Below are 22056 nucleotides of genomic sequence, written 5' to 3' on the forward strand. Positions count from 1 at the left end.
CGTAAGGCATTTTCACGCTGCCTATAATGGGCGCTTGTCGCTCATTACCCAATCTTTCAGCCGCCTATGCCCATGAATGCCCTTTTGCCGCTCCTTCGTCGTTCCCGTCTGGCGCCCCTGGCGCTGGCCTGCTCGCTGCTGGTGTCCGGTGCGGCCTGGTCCCAGGCGGCTCCCGCGCCCGCGTCCGCCGAAGCGGCCGCGGCCCAGGCTCCGGCCGGGGTCGACATGGTCAGCAGCCTGTCCAGCATTCCCGCGCCCACCCTGGGCGCCAAGGCCTGGCTGACCCTGGATGCCACCAGCGGGCAGATCATCGCCGCCCAGAATCCCCAGGAAGCCGTCGAGCCTGCATCCCTGACCAAGCTGATGTCCGCCTACGTGGTCTTCGAGGCCCTGGAAAGCGGCCGCCTGAAGCTCGACCAGATGGTGCGCATCTCGGAAAAGGCCTGGAAGACCGAGGGCTCGCGCATGTTCGTCAACCCGAACACGGACGTGTCGGTGGATGATTTGCTGCAGGGCATGCTGGTGCAGTCGGGCAACGACGCCACCGTGGCGCTGGCCGAGGCTGTGGCCGGAAGCGAGTCGGCCTTCGTCGCGCTCATGAACCAGCAGGCCAAGGAACTGGGCATGAAGCACACCCACTTCACCAATGCACCCGGCCTGCCCGACCCCGACCACATGACCACGGTCGAGGACCTGGCCATCCTGGCGCGGGCCCTGGTCCAGCGGTTCCCGCAATACCGGCACTACGACAGCCAGAAGGAATTCACCTACAACAACATCAAGCAGAGCAACCGCAACCGCCTGCTGTGGGCCGACTCCACCGTCGATGGCCTGAAGACCGGCCATACCCAGTCCGCGGGCTACTGCCTGGTGGCCACGGCGCTGCGCGACGGCCGGCGTGTGGTCTCGGTGCTGGTGGGTGCGGCCAGCGATGCCGCCCGCACCGAAAGCAGCCTGAAGCTGCTGAACTGGAGCTTCAAGAACTTCGACACCGTCAAGCTGCTGGACAAGGGCAAGCCGGCCGTGTCGGCGCGGGTCTGGGAAGGCGCGACCGAGACCGCCGAGCTGGGCCTGTCCGACGCCCTGTGGGTCACCGTGCCGCGCGGACGCGCCGACGACATCAAGACCGAAGCCCGCTACACCCAGCCGCTGATGGCGCCCCTGACCGAGGGCGCCCGGGCCGGCACCCTGCTGGTCAGCCTGGACGGCAAGGAACTGGACCAGCGGCCGCTGGTGGTGCTGCATTCGGTGGAAGAAGCCGGTTTCTTCGGCAGGCTGCTGGACAAGATCCGCCTGTTGTTCGAATAATGGCGACATGAAGCCGATCCGCCCCGAAGATTCCCTGATCACCTACCCCTGCGACTTTCCGATCAAGGTCATGGGGCGTGCCCACGACGATTTCGCCCGCGCCATGGCCGAGGTGGCGCGCGGCTTCGATCCCGCCTTCGATCCCGACACCATCGAAATCCGCCCCAGCTCCAGCGGCAATTACCTGGGCCTGACCCTGACGGTGCGGGTTGTTTCGCGCGAGCAGCTGGACGACCTGTACCGCGCACTGCACGGGCACGCGATGGTGTCCGTGGTGCTGTAGGCGCGGGCCGGACATGGCCGTGCAGACGCGCTGGCTGGACCGTCCCGCTCCCTACCTGCCGGTCTGGCGGGCGATGCAGGATTTCACCGAACTTCGCCACGAAGACACGCCCGACGAACTCTGGCTGGTGGAACACGAGCCGGTCTATACCCTGGGCCAGGCCGGCAAGCCGGAACACATCCTCAATCCCCACGGCATCCCGGTGGTGCACTGCAATCGCGGCGGCCAGGTCACCTACCATGGGCCGGGCCAGGTCGTGCTCTACACCCTGGTCGACCTGCGCCGCCAGGGGGTCTTCGTGCGGGATTTCGTCGCCATGCTCGAGCAGGCCGTGCTGGACCTGCTGGCGGAGCTGGGCGTGCGGGGCGCCTGCCGCAAGCCCGGCGCTCCCGGCATCTACGTGCCCCAGTCGGCGCTGCGCCAGTCCCGGGGAGACGCACTGGCCAAGATCGCCGCGCTGGGGGTCAAGATCCGCAACGGGCGCGCCTATCATGGCGTGGCCCTGAACGTGGCCATGGACCTCGATCCTTTCCTGGGCATCAATCCCTGCGGATACGAGGGGCTGCAGACGGTCGACCTGAAAACCTGCGGCATCGAGGCCGACCTGGTCAAGACCGGCGACCGGCTGGCGGATCTTTTTGCCGGGGCCTGGGCGGCCGCCGGCCACCAAGGAGACGAACATGACGCAAGTTTCTGCCGATCTGGTGCTGGATGAACGCCGCGACGGCGTCCTGACGCTGACGCTGAACCGGCCCGACCAGTTCAATGCGCTGTCCGAAGAGATGCTGCAGGCGCTGCAGGCGCGCTTCGACGCCTGCATGGACGATCCCGGTCTGCGAGTCGTGGTGCTGGCCGCCAATGGCCGCGCATTCTGCGCCGGCCACGACCTGAAGCAGATGCGCGGTCATGCGGGCGACCGGGAATACTACCGCGACCTGTTCGGCCGCTGCGGTCTGCTGATGCAGTCCATCGCGCGCTGCCCCGTGCCGGTCATCGCGCGGGTCCACGGCACCGCGACCGCCGCCGGTTGCCAGCTTGTGGCCAGCTGCGACCTGGCGGTGGCCGCCGAAAGCGCGCGGCTGGCCGTTTCCGGCATCAACGTCGGCCTGTTCTGCGCCACGCCGTCGGTCGCGCTGACGCGCAACGTGCCCTTGAAGAACGCCTTCGAGATGCTGGTGACGGGCCAGTTCATCAGCGCCCGCCAGGCCGCCGAGCGGGGGCTGGTCAATCACGCCGTGCCCGACGCCGACCTGGACCGGGCCGTGCAGGGGCTGGTCGATGCCATCCTGTCCAAGAGCCCGGTGGCGGTGCGCACGGGCAAGGCCATGGTCTACCGGCAGCTGGGCCTGCCGCTGGATCAGGCCTACGACTATGCGGCCGGCATCATGGCGGAAAACATGCTGGCCGAGGACGTGGGCGAGGGCATCGACGCCTTCATGCAGAAGCGCCCGCCGCAGTGGCGGGGCCGCTGACCACGCGGCGGGCCGTCCGCTTTGCTTCTCAGCGTGCGCCCGCGCCGGCTTGCCGGGAACTCAGCCAGAGACTGCCGGCGATCACGGCCACTCCGGCTGCTTGCGGCAGCGTCAGGGATTGGCCCAGGAAAAGCCAGCCCAGCAGCACGGCCGTCAGCGGGCTGAGAAACAGCAGCGAGGACACGAGGACCGGGCTCAGCCTGCCGATGCCCCGGAACCAGAGCGCGTAGGTCAGCGCCGCGCCGACAAGGCTCAGCCAGGCCAGCCCCAGGCCGTTGGCCGCCGTCGGAGCGGGCGGCATCGGGTCGAATGCCAGGGCCAGGGGAATCAGCAGCAGGCCGCCCAGGCTGAGCTGCCAGGCCGTCATCGTCAGCATCGGCACGGAAGCCTTCCAGCGGCGGGCCAGGATGTTGCCCAGAGCCATGGATGCCGCGCCGGCCAGGCCCGCCGCGATACCCAGGCCATCGAGCGCCGCGTCCGGGGTCAGCACCAGCAGGCCCACGCCGCCGATGCCGGCCAGCGCGGAGACCAGGGCGGCCGGACGCAGCGGGCTGCCCAGCAGCGCGGGGGCCAGCAGCGCCACCAGCAGCGGCTGGATGGCGCCCACGGTGGCGGCGACTCCGCCGGGCAGCCGGTAGGCCGCCACGAACAGCAGGCTCAGGAAGATCGAGATGTTCAGCGCCCCCAGCACGAGGCTGCGCAGCCACCAGATGCCCGCGGGAAGCCGCCGCACGATCAGGAGCAGCAGCAGCCCGGCGGGCAGGGCGCGCAGCAGGGCGACGGTCATGGGGGAAAAGCCCGGCAGCAGTTCGGTGGTGACGATGTAGGTGCTTCCCCAGATGGCGGGCGCGCTGGCGGTCAGCAGCAGATCGGAGCGGGCGGTCGTCATGCGATTTCCAGGACTTCGGCCAGGGGGCGGCGGGGTTTTTGCGGCCAGTTGCCCGGCGCGGCGCGGCCCACCGGCACCAGCATCACGGGCAGCTCGTGCCCGGCCAGGCCGAAGGCGCGTGCCACGCCCGCCGCGTCGAAACCGGACATGGGGCTGGATGCCAGGCCCAGGGCGCTGGCCGCATGGATCAGTGTCGCGGTGCCCAGGGATGCCGAGCGGATGGCCTCGTCGCGCGCGGCTCGCGCGTCGGCGTATTTCGCCTGCGCATCTTCCTGCCAGGCCGCCGCCAGAGAAGCGGGCATGTGCCCTGCCTCGACGAAGGGACGCAACCGGTCCGCGAGCGCGTGCGGGTCGGGCAGCAGGCCGCAGACGATGAAGGTGGCCGCCGCCTCGGAAACCTTGGCCTGGCCGTAGGCCAGCGCGCGCAGCGTGCGTTTGGCTTCGGGCGTGCATACGGCGATGAAGCGCCAGTTCTGCAGGTTGTAGGCAGTGGGCGCCCGGGTCGCAAGCTGGACCAGGCGCTGGATTTCGCTGGTCTCGAACCGGTGCGACGGGTCGAAATGGTTGGTCGAGGCTCGCTGCTCGATCAGGTCGAGGGCTGGGTGGTTCATGCTTTTTTCCGTGCGGCTGGAGTTCATGCCGCCAGTGTATTTAATTCACTATTGATTGATAATCCGTTAATTCGTAAATGGATAATCAACCATCAGTGGATGATAGGATCATGGATCTCCATATCGCCCTGCGCGTGTTCCGGGAAGCGGCGGAACAGGACAGCTTCGCCGAGGCGGGCCGGCGGATCGGGCTGTCGCCGGCGGCGGTCAGCAAGAACATCGCCGAACTCGAAGCGCATCTCGGGACGCGGCTCTTCCATCGCACGACACGCAGCAAGACGCTGACCGAGGAAGGCCGGATCTATCTGGAGCACGTGGCGCGCAGCCTGGATGCCCTGGCCGATGCCGACGAAGCCCTGGGTCTGGCGCGGGCCGACCCCGGCGGCGTCCTGCGGGTCAGCGCGCCCGTGACGGTCACCATGACCTGGCTGTCCACGCGCATCCCGGATTTCCTGGCCCGCCATCCCGGACTGCACCTCGACTTGCGGCTCGACGACCGGCGGGTCGATCTCGTCCGGGAAGGCTACGACCTGGCGATCCGTGGCAGCGACCACCTTGAAGACACCAGCCTGGTAGCCCGCCGCCTGGCCGAGATGCCACATGTGCTGTGCGCCGCCCCGGCATACCTCCGGAGCCGGGGCGCACCCGCTTCGCCGGCCGCCCTGAAGACGCACGAGTGCGTGCGCTTCAGCCTGTCGGGGCACGCGGACACCTGGACCTTCAGGAAGGACGGGCGCATCGAACGGGTCACCGTCCAGTCCCGGTATTCGGTGTCGTCCAGCCTGGCCGTGTGCGATGCGCTGCGGGCGGGCTTCGGCCTGAGCCTGGTGCCCCGTCCCTACGTCGAGCGGGACCTGCGGGAAAGCAGGCTCCAGGCCGTGCTGGAGGACTGGAGCACCGTCACCACCACGCTCTATGCCGTCTACCCGTCGCGCCGCCACCTGGCGCCCAAGATCCGCGCGTTCCTGGAGTTCCTGGCAGAGACATTCGAAGCGACGAAGATTTGAGCCTGGACAAGGCGCCGCGCCGCGTCCGCGTGTCCAATGAAAGGCATCCCGCAACGGAGCCTTTTACATGACCACGAACCCTGGCGCGTACCGCGCCCCGGCGCCTGTCCTGAAACGCCTTGCCGCCTGCCTGCTGGTGGCCGGTGCCTGGATGGCGCCGGCTGCCGCAGCGCCGGCCGGCATCGATGTCGTCGCCATTCCGGGCGGTGAATTCACCTACCAGGCGGCCGGCGAATTCCTCGATCAGGGCCGGCCCGTGGATGCACCCCGGGTCCAGGGGCGGGTCGGGGACGGCCTGCTCATCATGCGCCGCCAGGTCAGCCAGGCCGAATACGCACGCTGTGTGCAGGCGGGCGCCTGCAAGCGGCTGGACAAGGGCTTCCGCGACCTGGATTCGCCCGATCTGCCGGCCGTGGGCGTGAGCTGGGCCGATGCCACCGATTATGCGGCGTGGCTGTCGCGGGAAACCGGCCAGCGCTGGCGGCTGCCCGTCTACGCCGAATGGGTGCGCGCCGCCGCCGACCGCTACCGCGAAGAAGGCGCCCTGCCGTCGGACCCCGCCGACCCTTCCGTGCGCTGGCTGGCGGAATACGACCGCGAGGTCGCCCGCAGCAGGGGACGGATCAAGCCCGCGCAGCCCTTCGGGCATTTCGGCGTCAACGCCCTGGGCATCAGCGACATGGGCGGCAATGTCTGGGAATGGACCGATACCTGTTTCGCCAGCCACAGCGTGGGCGCATTGCCGCTGGCCCCGCGCGAGAACTGCGGCGTGCGCATTCTGGCCGGCGCCCACATCGCCGCCATGGCCGATTTCATCCGTGATCCCCGCAACGGGGCCTGCTCCGTCGGGCTGCCGCCGGCCAACCTGGGGTTCCGCCTGGTGCGCGAGCACTGACCACACCGGGCCGCACGGCAGCCTTGCCGTGCGGTTCGCGCCACGCGCTGTGCGTGAAAGTTTGCGGCACATCAACACTTTCCACAAAGTCTGAATGTTGCCTGAACGGGTTTGATCCAGCGCAATGGGGGTTAACCCCGGCCGTGACAAGATGGAAGCGTCGAAACAAGACGACACATTAAATCAGGGAGTTGAACATGAAGGTATTTCGTCTGTGTATGGCTGCTACCGCTCTGGCGTCTTTGCTGGCCGGGGGTGTTGCGGTGGCGGATCCCGCCGACCAGCTGGAGCACATCAAGCCCGTGCTCGTGGCGCCGCCCCATGTGATGGAGCACGAGCAGGCGACCAAGGCCAAGCCGCGCGTGGTCGAATTCACGATGACCATCGAAGAAAAGAAGATCGTCATCGATGAAGAGAACGGCACGACGATGCAGGCCATGACCTTCAACGGCTCCATGCCCGGCCCCACGATGGTCGTGCACGAAGGCGATTACGTTCAGCTCACCCTGATCAATCCGGCCACCAACGCGCTGGAGCACAACATCGACTTCCACGCCTCCACCGGGGCGCTGGGCGGCGGTGCGCTGACCAAGATCAAGCCGGGCGAACAGACCGTGCTGCGCTTCAAGGCAGACCGCACCGGCACGTTCATCTACCACTGCGCGCCCGAAGGCATGGTGCCCTGGCACGTGGTGTCCGGCATGAGCGGTACCCTGATGGTGCTGCCGCGCGACGGCCTGAAGGACGAGAACGGCAAGCCGCTGCACTACGACAAGGTCTACACCATCGGTGAGTTCGACCTGTACATCCCGAAGGATGAGAACGGCAATTACAAGGAATACGACACTGCCCTGGAAAGCTACGGCGATACCACCGAAGTGATGCGCGGCCTGATCCCGTCGCACATCGTGTTCAACGGCAAGAAGGGCGCGCTCACCGGTGAAGGCGCCCTGACGGCCAAGGTGGGCGAGACCGTGCTGTTCATCCATTCCACGGCCAACCGCGACACCCGGCCCCACCTGATCGGCGGCCATGGCGACTACGTCTGGGCCACGGGCAAGTTCATCAACAGGCCCGAACGCAATCTGGAAACCTGGTTCATCCCGGGCGGTACGGCCGGTGCGGCGCTCTACACCTTCAAGCAGCCCGGCGTCTACGCCTACGTCAACCACAACCTCATCGAGGCCTTTGAACTGGGCGCTGCCGGTCACGTGAAGGTCGAAGGCAAGTGGAACGACGACCTGATGAAGCAGGTTGCCGCCCCCGGCCCCACCAAGAAATAAACCACGATAACCGGGATGGCCCAGGAGGCCATCCCGACTCAGGAGATAGAAAAATGTTGAAGATCGTGAGCGTGACCGCTCTGTCCCTGGCCCTGCTGCCCGCCCTGTCGATGGCCACCGATGCCGGGACCCTGAAGACCGGCGAAAAGCTCTACAAGAGCGCCTGTATCGCGTGCCACAGCACCGGTGCGGCCAATGCGCCCAAGCTCGGCAACAAGGCGGCCTGGGAGCCGCTGATCGCCAAGGGCATGGACGAAATGATGAACGTGGCCATGCACGGCAAGGGCGCCATGCCCGCGCGCGGCGGCACCAAGGCGGATGACGCCACCCTGCGCGCTGCCGTGGAATACATGGTCAGCCGCGTGAAGTAAGTTCCGCTCCGTGGCTGTGCCTGCCGGCGCCGGGATGCGCCGGCAGCACGCCCAAAGGCGCATTCACAGGCGCCGCAGCCCGTCGAGGCGATGATGGGGGGTTGCCGCCCCCGGTGCGTAGACCGCCCAGCGGGCGGTGGGGCCCGACAGGTCGATGTCGGCGGTGGCCAGGGTGTTTTCCTGGTCGGTGTCGGAAGAAGACCGCCGCAGGATGGGTTCCGCGGCATCGCCTGCATCGGCCAGGATCGTCAGTGCCGGGGTCCCTTGCTCCAGCAGGTCTTCGCCGCGCTCCTGGCGATGCGCCGACGAGGCCGTGATCACCTGAGGCAGTTCGGCCTGTGCTTCGTGCACGGCATGGTTGGCATGCAACAGCGGTGTACGTGCCACGATCCTGACGGACACGGCCGCCCGGCTGAACTCCACGCTCCAGGTCTGCGATGCGCCGGCTTGACCCAGGCCCAGGTGGAACGCCCCCATGCGCGGGTGCGATTGCAGGATCGATACCGCTGCATGGGCCGAATCGGCAGCCAGCAGCGCCCGGGTCAGGACCATGCGCGGCATGCCGGCGCCGGCCCGGCGTGCCCGGATGTTGTTGACCGTCATCGCCAGACCGGTTTCGTTGACGGCGAAGGTGTGACCGGGCAGAGAGCCCGGATAGACGAAGGACACGAAGGCGGGTGCACCGGCAGGCCGCACCTCGGCCAGGCCGCAGGCGCCGGCGAAGCCCGGGTCGCCGTCCTCGTTGTGGCTCAATCGTGTCGGCGCCAGCACCGTGGTGCAACCATCGGGCGCCAACGCCCAGAGGTCGCCCCGGCAATTCCACAGGAAGACATCGTCCGGCGGCAGGTCCAGGCCCGCGGCCAGGCCCGCCAGTTCTTCCTCGATCCAGGGGAAAGCCTGGCGCAACAATGCCCGCATGGCCGGGATCTCCGGCCGGTCGCGGCAGGCCATGATCTGTGCCCAGGCTTCGGAATGAACCAGGTGGCGGTGGCAGGCATCGGCCCCCCAGCGCCCCAGGGCGTGGCCGATGTCGCGGTGTGAGCCGCGGGCCTCGGTCCATTCGAGTTCAAGCGGGCGGGGATCGTTCGGCATGGAAGACGTGTTGCTCATGGGGTGTTCAGCGGTAGGCGCCGGTCGCCTGGAGCCTGGCCTCGGTGCGGCTCAGTTCGGCCAGCGCCGGTTCTCCGTGATGAACCAGCAATTGCCGGGCCAGCATTTCGACCAGGGCCTGGATCGCCACGGTGGTCGGGAAGAATGAGTGCCCCTGGGTGGAGAAGGTCAGCACGCAGTCGGCATGCAGTGCCATCGGCGCGAGCTGGCTGTCGCACAGGACCAGCATGCGGCAGCCCTGGGGCTGGATCGCTTCGGCCAGTTCGATGATCTCGCGGGAATACGGCGCATAGCCGATCAGCACCGCCACATCCCCGGGGCGCAGGTGGTGCGTGTCCTGGCTCATCGTGCCGCCGGTGCTGTGCAGCAGATGGACATCCGGGCGGAACAGGCTGCACAGATAGCGCAGGCTGAAAGCGGCCGGATAGCAGGAGCGGAATCCGGCGATCACGATGCGCTCGGCGCCGGCCAGCAGGGCCACGGCGCGGGCCATGGCGGCCTGGTTGGCGGGCTCCAGCGCCTGCAGGTCGAGGATTTGCTGCTGGATGGTGGCCTGCCAGGCGGCCTGGTCGGATTGCGGGTGATGAAGCAGGGACTGGGCGCGCGCTGCATAGGCGCCCGGCGGATGGAGTGCCTGCATGAAGACGGCCTTCAGGGCATCCCAGCCTGCATAGCCCAGGTGCTGTGCCAGGCGGACCAGCGTGGCGGGCTGGACGCCGGCCAGTACGGCCAGCTTGCGCGCGGACAGCGTGGAGACCTGGGTCGGATGATCGATCAGGTAGCGTGCCCCGACCTGGAATTGGGGGCTGAGGTCCGGGTATTGGGCCTGGATGCAGCGGGTGAGTTCGTCCAGTGAGTGTGGTGCCGACATGACAGGTTTGAAAAACGGATTGGGCCAGGGCTTGAATTATATGTTTCCTGATCTATGATAGTAGAAACATTTGTTGAATCAAGCCATGACGCATGTATTCCATCGCAATCCGCAGCATACGCTGAAGCGCGCCGTGCGCGGCCAGGGGATTTCCCTGTTTGACCAGGATGGCCGCCAGTACCTGGATGCTTCGGGCGGGGCGGCCGTATCCTGCCTGGGGCACGGGCATCCCGACGTGATCGCCGCCATCAAGGCGCAGGTCGATCAGGTGGCCTACGCCCATTCTTCCTTCTTCACCACCCAGGCCTGCGAGGATCTGGCGGATTTCCTGGCTGCCAGGGCGCCGGGCGACCTGGATCATGTGTATTTCGTGTCTGGCGGGTCCGAGGCGATCGAGGCGGCGCTGAAGCTTGCCCGGCAGTACTTCGTCGAGCGGGGCGAAACCGGCCGCAGCCAGTTCATCGCCCGTCGCCAGAGCTACCACGGCAACACCCTGGGGGCGCTGGCCATCGGCGGCAACGCCTGGCGGCGCCAGCCTTTCCTGCCCTTGCTGGTACCGGCGCACCACGTATCGCCCTGCTACGCCTACCGTGACCAGCAGCCCGACGAGACCGAGGAGCAATACGCCGCCCGTCTGGCCGACGAGCTGGAACAGAAGATCCTGGAAATCGGCGCGGACCGGGTGGCGGCCTTCGTGGCGGAAACGGTGGTCGGCGCCACGGCAGGCGCCCTGCCGCCGGTGCGCACCTACCTGCGCCGCATCCGCGAGGTCTGCGACCGGCATGGCGTGTTGCTGATCCTGGACGAGGTCATGTCCGGCATGGGGCGTACCGGCCACCTGTATGCCTGCGAGGAAGATGGCGTGGCGCCGGACATCCTGGCGATTGCCAAGGGCCTGGGGGCGGGTTATCAGCCCATCGGTGCCATGCTGGCCAGCCGCCGCATCTACGACACCATCGTGGGCGGCAGCGGGTTCTTCCAGCACGGCCATACCTACATGGGCCACGCCACGGCCTGTGCCGCCGCGCTGGCGGTGCAGCGGGTGATCGAGCGCGACGGACTGCTGGCCAATGTCCTGGCGCGCGGCGAGCAGCTGCGGGCGCGCTTGCGCGAGGCCTTCGCCGATCATCCCAATGTGGGTGATGTGCGCGGCCGCGGACTGTTCGTCGGTGTGGAATTCGTGCGCGACCGGGCCGACAAGTCCGTCCTGGATCCGGCCCTGAAGACGCACGCGCGCCTGAAGCGCCAGGCTATGGAAAACGGCCTGATGATGTATCCCATGGGCGGCACCATCGATGGCGTCCATGGGGATCATGTGCTGCTGGCGCCGCCCTTCATCTGCACGGCGGCCGACATCGACGAGATCGTCGCCCGGCTGGATCGTTCGGTGCGCCAGGTCCTGCCCGGCTGATCACGGAGATTTTCATGGCCCGAATCGAGTATGCCGACCTGAGCCAGGGCGAAGCCGCCGTCCTGGCCGACCGCATCGTCGCCGAGCGCGGCAGCGTGCTGCATCTGTACCAGATGCTGCTGCACAGCCCTCCGGCGGCGGAAGGCTGGCTGACCTACCTGACCGCCATCCGCCACCGCTGCAGCCTGGACGGCGCGATCCGCGAGCTGGTCATCATGCGCATCGCCCACCTGAACCGCGCGCCCTACGAGGCCGACCAGCACGCGCCGATCGCCTTGCGCGAAGGGCTGCGGCAGGACCAGCTGGATGCCCTGGCCCTGGATGACGTGCCGTCGGATCTGTTCGATGCGCGCGAACGGGCGGTGCTGGCCTACGCGGATGCGATGACGCGGTCCGTGCAGGTGCCCGATCCCGTGTTCCAGGCCGTGCGGCGCCATTTCCCCGACCGCGAATTGGTCGAGCTGACGGCCACCATCGCGGCCTACAACATGGTCTCGCGCTTTCTCGAGGCGCTGCAGGTGCATTCCGCCGATCGGCGGTAACGTTTCCCGTCGGCAGGCTGCCCGGATTCCTCGGGCACGGATCAGTCCGCGGGGGGCTGGTCCGTATCCTGTCTCATCCACAGCGTATCCCGCACGCCGGCAGCGCGGTTCAGGAAGCGCGCCAGCACGAAGCACAGGTCCGACAGGCGGTTCAGGTAGTGCAGCACCGGCGGGTTCACGGTGTCCTGGCGGGACAGCGTCACCACGGACCGTTCCGCCCGGCGGGCGATGGTGCGCGCCATATGGGCGTGGGCGGCAGCCGGGCAACCGCCGGGCAGGATGAATTCCTGCAGGGGGCCCAGTTCGGCGTTGTAGTGCTTCAGGGCTTCGTCCAGGCGCAGCACGTGATCGTTCTTGAGCGCCGTCCAGCCCGGGATGCAGAGTTCGCCGCCCAGGTCGAACAGGTCGTGCTGGATGCGGTTCAGCAGGGTGTCGACTTCGGCCGGCAGGGACGTCGTCCGCCACAGTCCGATGGCGCTGTTCAGTTCATCCACGTCGCCCAGCGCGGTGATGCGCGGCGCGTCTTTGGGCACGCGGGTCTTGTTGCCCAGGCCGGTGGTGCCGTCATCGCCGGTGCGGGTGGATACGATGGAGACGCGGATCGACATGGAAGACTCCCGGTGCGGATGCAAGAAGGCAGTGGGGCTCAGGCCTGGCCGGCAAGCCGCAACAGGGCGTCGCCGGTGACGCGCACGACGCGCCAGTCGTCCAGGATCTCGCCGCCGTGGTGCTTGTAGAACTCGATGGCGTTTTCGTTCCAGTCCAGCACCACCCATTCGAAGCGGCCGCAGCCCAGTTCCACGGCCAGCGCCGCCAGGTGTTTCAGAACCCAGCCGCCCAGGCCGCGCCCGCGGTGGGCCGGCGTGATGTACACGTCTTCCAGGTACAGGCCGCGCCGGTCCAGGAAGCTGGAATAGTTGTGGAACCACATGATGTAGGCGATGGCCGTGGACGGGTCCCCGGTGGTCGTGATGACCAGGCAGCGGGCGGCAGGCTCGGGGCCGAAGAAGCTTTGCTTCAGGCTTTCGTGCGTGGCCTGGAAGATGTCGGTCAGTTTCTCGAATTCCGCCATTTCCAGCATCAGGGCGTGGATGGCGGGAATATCGGATTCGGTGGCGGGCCTCAGGTCGTAGCCCGGGACGGAAGCGGGGGTCGGCAAGGGATTTTCTCGGTTTCGCGGTATGCTGGAGATGCTCCGGCGGCGGACCGCCGGGGATGCAGACAGGAGTTTAGCCCATGCCTTTTCATGTCCTGCGGTCGGGCGTTCTGGCGGCCGCGCTGGCAGTGCCGGCGATCGTGTCGGCGGCGCCGCCCGTCCAGGCGCAGGCCAGCGGCCAGGTGGTGCGGGTGGATGCCCGGGCCGGCAAGATCGCCATCCGCCATGGCGCCATCGGCAAGCTGGACCTGCCCGCCATGACCCTGGTCTACCACGTCGATCCGGCGCTGCTTGCAGGGATCTCGGTTGGCGACAAGGTGGCGTTCACGGCCGAGCGCGCCGAAGGCCGGTACCGGATCGTCGAACTGAAGAAGGACTAGGCGGCGGCCCGGAGGCCGCCGCGCCCCGCTACAGCACGTAGCGCGCCAGGTCCTGGCTGCCGGCGGCCTCGGACAGCTTGTCGTTCACGTAGGCGGCATCGATCACCACGGTCTCCGCCCCCGGGCTGGCAGCCTCGAACGACAAGTCTTCCAGCAGCTTTTCCATGACCGTATACAGGCGCCGGGCACCGATGTTTTCCGTGCGCTCGTTCACCTCGAAGGCCAGCTCGGCCAGGCGCCGCACGCCATCCTCGGTGAATTCCAGCGTCACGTCCTCGGTGGCCAGCAGGGCGCTGTATTGCTTGGTGAGCGATGCATCGGTCTCGACGAGGATGCGCACGAAGTCTTCGGCCGTCAGGGAATCCAGTTCCACCCGGATCGGGAAGCGGCCCTGCAGTTCCGGGATCAGGTCGGACGGGCGGGACAGGTGGAAGGCGCCGGAGGCGATGAACAGGATGTGATCGGTGCGCACCATGCCGTACTTGGTGTTGACGGTGGTGCCCTCGACCAGCGGCAGCAGGTCGCGCTGCACGCCCTGGCGCGAGACGTCCGCGCCGCCCTGTTCCTGGCGTGCGGCGATCTTGTCGATCTCGTCCAGGAAGACGATGCCGTGCTGCTCGGCCAGGGCGACCGCGTGGGTGCGCAGTTCCTCTTCGTTGATGCGGCGGGCGGCTTCTTCCTCGACCAGCAGGCGGAAGGCTTCCTTGACGGACAGCTTGCGCGCCTTGGTCTTGCCCTGGGCCAGCCCGGCGAACATGCCACGCAGCTGCTCGGTCATTTCCTCCATGCCGGGGGGCGCCATGATTTCCATGTGGGGCGGCGTCTGGGCGACCTCGATGTCGATCTGCGTGTCGTCCAGCTTGCCTTCGCGCAGGCGCTTGCGGAAGATCTGCCGGGTGTTGTTTTCCTCGCGTTCCGGTTCGCCGCGGGCGTTGCGCGGCGGCGGCAGCAGGGCGTCCAGGATGCGGTCCTCGGCGGCGTCTTCCGCCTGGGTGCGCACGCGGCGCATCTCGGCCTCTCGCGTCTGCTTGACGGCGACCTCGACCAGGTCGCGCACGATGGTGTCCACGTCGCGGCCCACGTAGCCCACCTCGGTGAACTTGGTGGCCTCGATCTTGATGAAGGGCGCGTTGGCCAGACGGGCCAGGCGGCGGGCGATCTCGGTCTTGCCCACGCCGGTGGGGCCGATCATCAGGATGTTCTTGGGGACGATTTCATGGCGCAGGGGCTCGGGCACCTGCTGGCGGCGCCAGCGGTTGCGCAGCGCCACCGCCACCGACCGCTTGGCTTTTTCCTGGCCGACGATGTGCTTGTCCAGTTCCGAGACGATTTCCTTGGGGGTCATGGGGGTGGCATCAGACATGGGCGGGCCTAGAGCGTTTCGACGATGTGGTTCTGGTTGGTGTAGATGCAGAGCTCCCCGGCGATCTCCAGGGATTTCTTGACGATGTCGGCGGGGGAAAAATCGGTGGCCTCCAGCAGGGCGCGTGCCGCAGACTGGGCGTAGGCGCCGCCCGAACCGATGGCGGCGATGCCGTGTTCGGGCTCCAGGACGTCGCCGTTGCCCGTCAGGATCAGGGTGTGCTCGCGGTCGGCCACGATCAGCATGGCTTCCAGCCGGCGCAGCACGCGGTCGGTGCGCCAGTCGCGCGTGAGCTCGACGGCGGCGCGCATCAGGTGGCCCTGGTGCTTTTCCAGCTTGGCCTCGAAGCGTTCCTGCAGGGTGAAGGCATCTGCGGTGGCGCCGGCGAACCCGGCCAGAACCTTGTCATGGTAGAGCCGCCGGATCTTGCGGGCCGTGCCCTTGATGACGATGTTTCCCAGCGTGACCTGTCCGTCGCCGCCCAGGGCGACTTCTTCGCCGCGCCGGACGCAGACGATGGTGGTGGCGTGAAATTGTTCCATGTGGTTCTCTCGGGTAGAGACAACCACATGGGGGCGAACATGCGGAACTCAAGCCCCCGGATCAGTCTCCGTAGAGCTTCTGGCGCATTTCGCGGCGTTCCTGGGCTTCCAGCGACAGGGTGGCCGTGGGGCGGGCGAGCAGGCGGGGGATGCCGATGGGCTCGCCGGTTTCCTCGCACCAGCCGTATTCGCCGGCGTCGATGCGGGCAATGGCCTGCTGGACTTTCTTCAGCAGCTTGCGTTCGCGGTCGCGGGTACGCAGTTCCAGGGCGTGTTCTTCTTCGATCGTTGCGCGGTCGGCCGGGTCGGGCACGTACTGGGTCTCGCGCAGGTTCTCGGTCGTGGCGCCGGCATTGGTCAGGATTTCGTGTTCGAGCTGGTGCAGGCGCGCACGGAAGAACGCCAGCTGGGCTTCGTTCATGTAGTCCTTTTCAGGCATCGCCAGCAGCTCTTTTTCCGTAAGCAGCTTGCCCTGGGGTTTGGTGCTGGATTTGGTAGCCATGTCGTGTCCTCTTCTTTCCTTATGTGCCGGGGCCTGTCTGCCGCAACCGGAAGGTACGGCGGGGCAGAGATGATGCGGTATTCAGGCCAGGCATTGTTCGAGCCCCTGGGTGAAGATGTCCTGAGGCAGTTTACGGCCGATGAAGACCATGCGGGTATTCGGTTTTTCACTGGCAGGCCAGGGTTTCCCGGGCTCGGCGCCGAACATCATGTGGACGCCCTGGAACAGCATGCGGCGGTTGATGCCCTTGATGTACAGGATGCCCTTGTAACGCAGCAGATCGGGGCCGTAGACCTGGACGATGCCGCTGAGGAAGTCTTCCAGGCGTTCCGGATCGAAGGCGCGGTTGGAGCGGAACACGAAGGCGCCGATCTCGTCGTCGTGGTGGGCGTGATGGTGATCGTGGTCGCAGGCGGGACCGCAAGCGTGATGCCCGTCCTCGTCGTCATGATCGTGGTCGTGGCCGTGATCGTGATGATCGTGGCCATGGTGGTGGTCGTGTCCCGCGGCTTCCTCTGCGAGGAATTCGGGATCGATGTCCAGGATGGCGTCCAGATCGAAGCCGCTGACGTCCAGCAGGGCCTTCAGGTCGGTCTCGCCGAAATGCGCGGGCAGGATCGAGGCACGCGGGTTGATCCGCACCAGGCGGGTGCGCAGGGCCTGGTAGTCGGCCTCGTTGACCAGGTCTTTTTTCGAGATCAGGATGCGGTCGGCGAAACCGACCTGGCGCTGGGCTTCTTCCTGGCGGTCCAGGGTGGCCATGCCGTGCTTGGCATCCACCACCGTGACGACGGCGTCCAGCCGGTAGGTGGCGGCGATGTCGTCGTCCATGAAGAAGGTCTGGCAGACCGGGCCGGGGTTGGCCATGCCCGTGGTCTCGATGATCACGCGGTCGAAGCGCACGTTGCCTGCGGCGCGGCGGGCGGCCAGATCGCCCAGCGTGCGGATCAGATCGCCGCGCACGGTGCAGCAGACACAGCCGTTGCTCAGCTCGACGACCTGTTCTTCGCTGTCCTGGACCAGCAGGTCGTTGTCGATGTTTTCTTCGCCGAATTCGTTTTCGATGACGGCAATGCGCTGGCCGTGGAATTCCGTCAGGATGCGGCGCAGCAGGGTGGTCTTGCCCGCTCCCAGAAAGCCCGTGAGCACGGTGACTGGAATCAGGGAATCGGCGGATGGAGCAGTATTCATGATGGCCTCGAATGCGATGCGCCGTCCCCGCCCTTGTACGGGCTGCGCCGGATGCCGGTGGGCATGGCCGTCCCGGCAGCGGGCAGGGTGCGGCGATCAGCATGCGATTACATCATAGGCCCGGGTTTAGGGCAAACCCGGGACCGGAGTGGGGGATGCCGAAGCGCCGCGCCCCCCATTCCCCTCGTTTGCCGGGTGGCCGGTGGGGCCGGAGGCGTCTTCGGCCGGAGAGAAACCTACTTCTTCATGCGTCCTTGTCCATTTTCTGCATGTTGTCCTTCTTCATGCCGTCCTTGCCCATGGCGTCCTTTTCCATGCCCTTCTTGCCCATGTGATCCATGGCGGACCCATGCGCCTTGTCTTCCTTGGCCATCGGAGCCTGGGATGCGCCCATCCCGTCCTTGTGCATGGCCTGGCCCGACATCGGGGTCTTGTCCATGCCCGTGGCATCCTGGCCCATCGTGCCGGCGGCGAACGCCGGGAAGGCCCCCAATGCGAGGCATGCGGAAAGCGTTGCGGTGGCGAATGTGGTTTTCATGATGTTTCCTTTCAAGGTGGGGGGAGAATCGCGGCGGTTGCCGCAGGGAGAGAAGGGGGCGTCTTCATCAGCTTCCACCGAACCAGTTGTAGCCCTGGTCTTCCCAGTAGCCGCGGTTGAAGGTGTTGCTCACGAAGATCGCCTGGATGTGCTTGGGGTTCTTGTAGCCAAGCTTGGTGGGGATGCGCAGCTTCATGGGGAAGCCATACTTGGGTGGCAGCGGCCGGTCGTCCCAATCCAGGGCAATCAGCGTCTGGGGGTGCAGGGCGGTCGCCATGTCGATGCTGGTGTAGTAGCCGTCGGCGCAGTGGACGCCGACGTAGCGCGCGTTCAGGTCGGCGCCGATCATGTGCAGGAAATCGCTCAGGCGGGGGCCGCCCCATTTTCCGATGGCGCTCCAGCCTTCCACGCAGATGTGGCGCGTGACCTGCGAGTATCGGGGCAGCGCACGCAGTTCGGGCAGCGACCATGGCCGCTTGTGGGCGACCAGGCCGGCGACTTCCAGCCTGAAATCCCCGGCATCGATGCGCGGTGCCATGTCCTCGTCGTAGAACGCGTTGAATGGAAAGGGCCGCGTGATCATGGAGTCCGGATAGGTGGGTGCGAGCAGCGAGGGATCGAACAGCCGGCCTTGGACCCAGTCGTTGATGCGCGAAATGCGCGTCAATGCCGCCTCGGCCGAGGCGTTGTCGTCGATGACGCAGCCGCTGAGCAGGGACAGTCCGCCCAGCGTCAGCCCGCGCGCCAGGAACCGGCGGCGTGACGCCTGGGGCAGCTGCCTGCGCAGCAGGTCGCGGGCCTCGGCCGCGACAGCCTCGGCGTTGTCCTTGTGCCAGGGGGAAAAGAGACTCATGGCGCGATCTCCTTGTCGGAACGGGGCGGGCGTGGCCCGCCGGACAGCATGGCGAGCAGGGATCTCGGCACCAGCAAGGCCATGGTGGCGTGGCCGGCCACGAAGGCGACGATGGCGGCCATGCCGTAGAAATGGATCAGCCGGGCGGCGTCGTAGCCCCCGAAAAGTTCGCGCAACATCGGGAACTGCACGGATTTCCAGACGACCAGGCCGCTGAGCACCACCAGGACGAGATCCAGGATCGCGAACAGGTAGGCGGCGCGCTGCACCTGGTTGTAGCGGCGCGGGTCCGAATGATCGAGGTGACCGGCCAGCGCCCGCCGCGCGTCGGCCAGCACACCGCGCGGGGTCACGGGAAACAGGCGCCGTGCCATCCGCCCCGTGGACAGGCAGAGGCACAGGTAGACCAGCCCGTTGATGACGAGCAGCCACATGCCGGCAAAGTGCCATTGCAGCGCTCCGCCCAGCCAGCCGCCCAGCGTGATGCCCGCCGGGAATGTGAAATCGAACAGGGGCGATGCGTTGTAGATGCGCCAGCCGCTCATGACCATGATCAGCACGGCCAGGGCGTTGAGCCAGTGCGTCATGCGCAGCCACAGCGGATGTGGCGGCCCGTCGTGCCTGGAAGGGATGGAGGTCGGATCGGCTTTCATGGGTGCATTATGAAAAGCGTCCGATCCCGGAATCCTCGCCGAAAGTTCAAAAAAACGTGATAAACGGGCGTGCCGTCCTGTCGGATAATGACCGGATGGACGCCCCCAAACGGATTCTGGTCGTCGAGGATGACGACGATATTGCCGAACTCCTGCGCCTGCACTTGCGCGACGAAGGTTACGACGCGGTGCGCGTTGCCGATGGAACCCAGGGCATGGCCGCGCTCGAGCAGGGGGGCTGGCATGCGCTGGTGCTCGACCTGATGCTGCCGGGCGTGGACGGCCTGGAGATCTGCCGCCGGGCGCGGGCCATGGCTTACTACATTCCCATCATCATCACCAGCGCGCGTTCCAGCGAGGTGCATCGCATCCTGGGGCTGGAGCTGGGCGCCGACGACTATCTGGCCAAGCCGTTCTCCATGATGGAGCTCGTGGCGCGCGTGCGCGCGCTCCTGCGGCGCAGCGAAGCCCTGGCGCGCAATGCCCGCCTGGATGCCGGGACGCTCGTGCTGGGCCGGCTCAGCATCGATCCGATCGCCAGGGAAGTGCGCCTGGGTGAGCAGCTGGTGGAACTGACGCCGCGCGAATTCGACCTGCTGTATTTCTTTGCCCGCCACCCCGGCAGGGTGTTCTCGCGCCTCGACCTGCTCAACCAGGTCTGGGGCTATCGGCACGATGGCTATGAGCACACGGTGAATACGCACATCAACCGGCTGCGCATGAAGATCGAACCGAATCCGTCCGAACCCCGCCTGATCCTGACGGTGTGGGGGCGCGGCTACAAACTGGCGGAGGAGCCTGCGCCATGCTGATGCGCAATCTTTCCCTGTCGCAACGCCTGTCGGCCGTGTTCGTCGTGCTGCTGCTGGCATGCTGCGCTGCGTCGGTCGCCCTGCAGATGCGGGGCAGCGAGCGCCACGAGCAGGAAGTCATTCAGCGGCTTTCGCTGGACCTGGCGCCGCAGATCGCCGGCTATCCGGAGCTGGTGGCAGCCGGGGGATTCAATCCCCCGGCGGTGCGCGACCTGTTCGACAAGCTCATGGCGGTGAACCCCAGCGTCGAGGTCTATCTGCTGGACACGACAGGACGCATCGTGTCCTACTCGGCTCCCGAAGGGGCCGTCAAGCGCACGCGGGTGGATCTTGCGCCCATCGAATCGCTGCTGGGCGGCGGCACGTTGCCGGTCTTCGGCGACGATCCGCGCAATCCCGGCGGCCGCAAGGTCTTCAGCGCCGCGCCGCTGAAATCCGCGGGCGGCGAGGCAGGCTTCGTCTACGTGGTTCTGCAGGGCTCCAGCCGCGATTCGCTGGCCGAACGTGTGCATGCGGGGGGTGCGGCCAATGCGATGCTGTGGTCCATGGGGCTGGTGGCCCTGCTGGGCCTGCTGGCCGGGCTGACGGCGTTCCACCTGATCACGCGCCCCTTGCGCACGCTGACCGAAGCGGTGCGGGGCCTCGAAGCCCACGGCATGTCCTGGCTGCCGCAGGCCCGGCCGCTCTTCAGGCGGGCGGCGGATAGCGGCAGCGACCTGCTGCTGCTGAGCCGCAGCTTCGAGAGCCTGGCGCAGCGCATCGACGAGCAATGGCGCGCGCTGCGCGACCAGGACCGATTGCGGCGGGAATTGTTCGCCAACCTGTCTCACGATCTGCGCACGCCGCTCACATCGCTGCACGGCTACCTGGAGACCCTGCGGATGAAGTCCGATGCGCTGGACCCGCGCGAGCGGCAGCGCTATCTCGACATCGCCCTGGAACAAAGCCGCAAGGTCGGCCGCCTGGCCCAGGAAATGTTCGAGCTGGCGCGGCTGGAATACGGCATGGTCAGGCCGCAGATGGAACCTTTCTTCCTGACGGACCTGCTGCAGGACGTATTCCAGAAATTCGAATTGGCGGCGGAAGCACGGAAACAGCGTCTGGTGGCCGACATCGGCTCCGGCCTGCCCCAGGTGATGGCCGACCTCGCCATGATGGAACGCGTGCTGGTCAACCTGATCGACAATGCGGTGCGGGCGACTCCGGTGGGCGGGGACATCACTGTGCGGCTGAGGCCGCACGGGGGGGGCGGCGTCGAGGTCACCGTGTGCGATACCGGGCCGGGCATCGCGCCCGCATTGGCGGAGCATCTGTTCGAACGCCCGGCATTCACCGGCTATGCGGCCGCCCAGGAAACACGCTCGGGCGGGTTCGGCCTGATGATCGTGGACCGCATCCTGCAACTGCACAAAAGCACGATCCGGCTGCTGCCGCAACCCGGCGCGGGGGCGGTGTTCCAGTTCGTGTTGCGGAGCGGGATGCAGACATAGCAGCGCGCCGGCGGCCGCGCTCAGGCCTGCTGGCAGCGGGGGCAGAGCGCGCGCAGTTCGGTTTCCGCGCTGCTCAGGACATAGCCGGCCTGGGCGACGCAGGCGGCCAGGCGGCGGCCCAGGTCGGGATCGCTGAGTTCGGCCACGCTGCCGCAGCGGGTGCAGACCACCAGCACGTCGTGGGGCTCGCCGCCCGCGTCGGTGCAGGCGCTCCAGGCGTTGATGGCGTCCAGCCGATGGATCAGGCCCTGCTCCGTCAGGAAATCCAGCGCGCGGTAGACCGTGGGGGGCGCGGCGCCGGGCTGCGCGGCGCGCAGGGCGTCGAGCAATTCATAGGCCTTGAGGCTGCCGTGGTGGCGCAGCAGCGTTTCCAGCACCAGGCGCCGCAGGGGCGTCAGGCGCGACCCGCGCGCGGCGCAGATTTGCTCGGCCGTATCCAGGCGGGCGGCGATTTCGGCATGCGAGTGGGAGTGGGCCTTCGTGGTCATGATGGTTATGTTATAACATAACAATTCCAGGCGAC

The 22056-nt window shown here is 67.1% G+C and carries 27 protein-coding genes; 13 read left to right on the plus strand and 14 right to left on the minus strand.

All coding sequences use genetic code 11. From position 1 onward, the window contains the following. The first annotated feature begins 66 nt into the window (after nucleotides 1-66). The 4 genes from ABD022_RS10710 to ABD022_RS10725 are packed head-to-tail and all read left to right on the plus strand — an operon-like array spanning nucleotide 67 to nucleotide 3063. Complete coding sequence (locus ABD022_RS10710; RefSeq protein WP_343821299.1) at nucleotides 67-1308, plus strand: D-alanyl-D-alanine carboxypeptidase family protein; 1242 nt, start codon at nucleotides 67-69, stop codon at nucleotides 1306-1308. A 7-nt stretch (nucleotides 1309-1315) separates the two neighbouring features. Then, entirely contained in the window at nucleotides 1316-1591 is a 276-nt protein-coding gene (locus tag ABD022_RS10715; RefSeq protein WP_325124498.1) for a DUF493 family protein, read from the plus strand. Nucleotides 1592-1604: 13 nt separating this feature from the next. After that, nucleotides 1605-2306, plus strand: a complete 702-nt coding sequence (lipB, locus tag ABD022_RS10720) for a lipoyl(octanoyl) transferase LipB (RefSeq protein WP_325124497.1) — start codon at nucleotides 1605-1607, stop codon at nucleotides 2304-2306. Continuing rightward, entirely contained in the window at nucleotides 2272-3063 is a 792-nt protein-coding gene (locus tag ABD022_RS10725) for an enoyl-CoA hydratase (protein ID WP_325124496.1), read from the plus strand. Before lipB ends, ABD022_RS10725 begins: the two co-directional genes overlap by 35 nt. Before the next feature lie 28 nt (nucleotides 3064-3091). Here ABD022_RS10725 and ABD022_RS10730 read toward each other — a convergent pair whose 3' ends face one another. Beyond that, entirely contained in the window at nucleotides 3092-3952 is an 861-nt protein-coding gene (locus ABD022_RS10730) for an EamA family transporter (protein WP_343821301.1), read from the minus strand. After that, entirely contained in the window at nucleotides 3949-4563 is a 615-nt protein-coding gene (locus ABD022_RS10735; RefSeq protein WP_343821303.1) for a nitroreductase family protein, read from the minus strand. The genes ABD022_RS10730 and ABD022_RS10735 overlap by 4 nt, the downstream gene beginning before the upstream one ends. Nucleotides 4564-4673: 110 nt before the next feature. On the opposite strand from ABD022_RS10735, the gene ABD022_RS10740 reads away from it, so the two are divergent. The 4 genes from ABD022_RS10740 to ABD022_RS10755 all read left to right on the plus strand — a co-directional run bounded on the left by ABD022_RS10740 (nucleotide 4674) and on the right by ABD022_RS10755 (nucleotide 8119). Next, nucleotides 4674-5570 (plus strand): LysR family transcriptional regulator, encoded by an 897-nt coding sequence (locus ABD022_RS10740; RefSeq protein WP_325124493.1) that lies wholly within the window; start codon nucleotides 4674-4676, stop codon nucleotides 5568-5570. Nucleotides 5571-5637: 67 nt separating this feature from the next. Continuing rightward, nucleotides 5638-6465 (plus strand): formylglycine-generating enzyme family protein, encoded by an 828-nt coding sequence (locus tag ABD022_RS10745; RefSeq protein ID WP_343821305.1) that lies wholly within the window; start codon nucleotides 5638-5640, stop codon nucleotides 6463-6465. A 218-nt stretch (nucleotides 6466-6683) separates the two neighbouring features. Next, nucleotides 6684-7748 (plus strand): copper-containing nitrite reductase, encoded by a 1065-nt coding sequence (nirK, locus tag ABD022_RS10750; RefSeq protein WP_325124491.1) that lies wholly within the window; start codon nucleotides 6684-6686, stop codon nucleotides 7746-7748. A gap of 53 nt (nucleotides 7749-7801) precedes the next feature. Continuing rightward, nucleotides 7802-8119, plus strand: coding sequence for a c-type cytochrome (locus ABD022_RS10755; RefSeq protein ID WP_325124490.1), 318 nt, complete (start codon nucleotides 7802-7804; stop codon nucleotides 8117-8119). Between the two features lie 63 nt (nucleotides 8120-8182). On the opposite strand, the gene ABD022_RS10760 is transcribed toward ABD022_RS10755, so the two are convergent. Then, nucleotides 8183-9229: a C45 family peptidase gene (locus tag ABD022_RS10760; protein WP_325124489.1), complete on the minus strand. Its 1047-nt coding sequence runs from the start codon at nucleotides 9227-9229 to the stop codon at nucleotides 8183-8185. Between the two features lie 7 nt (nucleotides 9230-9236). Continuing rightward, complete coding sequence (locus ABD022_RS10765) at nucleotides 9237-10100, minus strand: MurR/RpiR family transcriptional regulator (RefSeq protein ID WP_325124488.1); 864 nt, start codon at nucleotides 10098-10100, stop codon at nucleotides 9237-9239. 85 nt (nucleotides 10101-10185) lie between these two features. On the opposite strand from ABD022_RS10765, the gene ABD022_RS10770 reads away from it, so the two are divergent. Continuing rightward, nucleotides 10186-11511, plus strand: a complete 1326-nt coding sequence (locus ABD022_RS10770; protein WP_325124487.1) for an aspartate aminotransferase family protein — start codon at nucleotides 10186-10188, stop codon at nucleotides 11509-11511. Nucleotides 11512-11525: 14 nt separating this feature from the next. Further along, complete coding sequence (locus ABD022_RS10775; RefSeq protein WP_325124486.1) at nucleotides 11526-12053, plus strand: carboxymuconolactone decarboxylase family protein; 528 nt, start codon at nucleotides 11526-11528, stop codon at nucleotides 12051-12053. Nucleotides 12054-12094: 41 nt separating this feature from the next. On the opposite strand, the gene ABD022_RS10780 is transcribed toward ABD022_RS10775, so the two are convergent. Together ABD022_RS10780 and ABD022_RS10785 are read right to left on the minus strand one after the other, a co-directional pair. After that, nucleotides 12095-12661, minus strand: a complete 567-nt coding sequence (locus tag ABD022_RS10780; RefSeq protein WP_343821309.1) for a cob(I)yrinic acid a,c-diamide adenosyltransferase — start codon at nucleotides 12659-12661, stop codon at nucleotides 12095-12097. Nucleotides 12662-12699: 38 nt separating this feature from the next. Then, the gene (locus tag ABD022_RS10785) at nucleotides 12700-13134 is read right to left on the minus strand and encodes a GNAT family N-acetyltransferase (RefSeq protein ID WP_325124520.1); all 435 of its coding nucleotides are present in this window, start codon (nucleotides 13132-13134) and stop codon (nucleotides 12700-12702) included. A gap of 155 nt (nucleotides 13135-13289) precedes the next feature. Here ABD022_RS10785 and ABD022_RS10790 point away from each other — a divergent pair, with 155 nt between their 5' ends. Continuing rightward, entirely contained in the window at nucleotides 13290-13589 is a 300-nt protein-coding gene (locus tag ABD022_RS10790; RefSeq protein ID WP_325124484.1) for a copper-binding protein, read from the plus strand. A gap of 28 nt (nucleotides 13590-13617) precedes the next feature. On the opposite strand, the gene hslU is transcribed toward ABD022_RS10790, so the two are convergent. The 7 genes from hslU to ABD022_RS10825 all read right to left on the minus strand — a co-directional run bounded on the left by hslU (nucleotide 13618) and on the right by ABD022_RS10825 (nucleotide 19231). Further along, a complete protein-coding gene (hslU, locus tag ABD022_RS10795; RefSeq protein WP_414647415.1) occupies nucleotides 13618-14934 on the minus strand; it encodes an ATP-dependent protease ATPase subunit HslU in 1317 nt (438 codons plus the stop codon). 26 nt (nucleotides 14935-14960) lie between these two features. Beyond that, entirely contained in the window at nucleotides 14961-15494 is a 534-nt protein-coding gene (hslV, locus tag ABD022_RS10800; protein WP_325124482.1) for an ATP-dependent protease subunit HslV, read from the minus strand. A gap of 61 nt (nucleotides 15495-15555) precedes the next feature. Continuing rightward, entirely contained in the window at nucleotides 15556-15996 is a 441-nt protein-coding gene (gene dksA, locus ABD022_RS10805) for an RNA polymerase-binding protein DksA (RefSeq protein ID WP_325124481.1), read from the minus strand. Between the two features lie 81 nt (nucleotides 15997-16077). Continuing rightward, nucleotides 16078-17187, minus strand: coding sequence for a CobW family GTP-binding protein (locus ABD022_RS10810; protein ID WP_325124480.1), 1110 nt, complete (start codon nucleotides 17185-17187; stop codon nucleotides 16078-16080). Nucleotides 17188-17431: 244 nt separating this feature from the next. Beyond that, nucleotides 17432-17725, minus strand: coding sequence for a hypothetical protein (locus ABD022_RS10815; RefSeq protein WP_343821311.1), 294 nt, complete (start codon nucleotides 17723-17725; stop codon nucleotides 17432-17434). Nucleotides 17726-17792: 67 nt separating this feature from the next. Next, nucleotides 17793-18578: a molybdopterin-dependent oxidoreductase gene (locus ABD022_RS10820; protein ID WP_325124478.1), complete on the minus strand. Its 786-nt coding sequence runs from the start codon at nucleotides 18576-18578 to the stop codon at nucleotides 17793-17795. Then, nucleotides 18575-19231: a cytochrome b/b6 domain-containing protein gene (locus ABD022_RS10825; RefSeq protein ID WP_325124477.1), complete on the minus strand. Its 657-nt coding sequence runs from the start codon at nucleotides 19229-19231 to the stop codon at nucleotides 18575-18577. Before ABD022_RS10825 ends, ABD022_RS10820 begins: the two co-directional genes overlap by 4 nt. A 95-nt stretch (nucleotides 19232-19326) precedes the next feature. Between ABD022_RS10825 and ABD022_RS10830 the strand changes: the two genes are divergently transcribed. Both ABD022_RS10830 and ABD022_RS10835 read left to right on the plus strand, forming a co-directional pair. Beyond that, a complete protein-coding gene (locus ABD022_RS10830; protein ID WP_343821313.1) occupies nucleotides 19327-20043 on the plus strand; it encodes a winged helix-turn-helix domain-containing protein in 717 nt (238 codons plus the stop codon). After that, a complete protein-coding gene (locus tag ABD022_RS10835) occupies nucleotides 20037-21533 on the plus strand; it encodes a sensor histidine kinase (protein ID WP_325124475.1) in 1497 nt (498 codons plus the stop codon). The genes ABD022_RS10830 and ABD022_RS10835 overlap by 7 nt, the downstream gene beginning before the upstream one ends. A gap of 20 nt (nucleotides 21534-21553) precedes the next feature. Here the strand turns inward: ABD022_RS10835 and ABD022_RS10840 are convergent, their stop codons facing one another. Then, on the minus strand, nucleotides 21554-22021 hold the full coding sequence (locus tag ABD022_RS10840; RefSeq protein WP_325124474.1) for a Fur family transcriptional regulator: 468 nt from the start codon (nucleotides 22019-22021) through the stop codon (nucleotides 21554-21556). Between the last annotated feature and the right edge of the window lie 35 nt (nucleotides 22022-22056).

Source organism: Castellaniella daejeonensis, from assembly GCF_039523555.1.
GTDB lineage: Bacteria > Pseudomonadota > Gammaproteobacteria > Burkholderiales > Burkholderiaceae_B > Castellaniella > Castellaniella daejeonensis.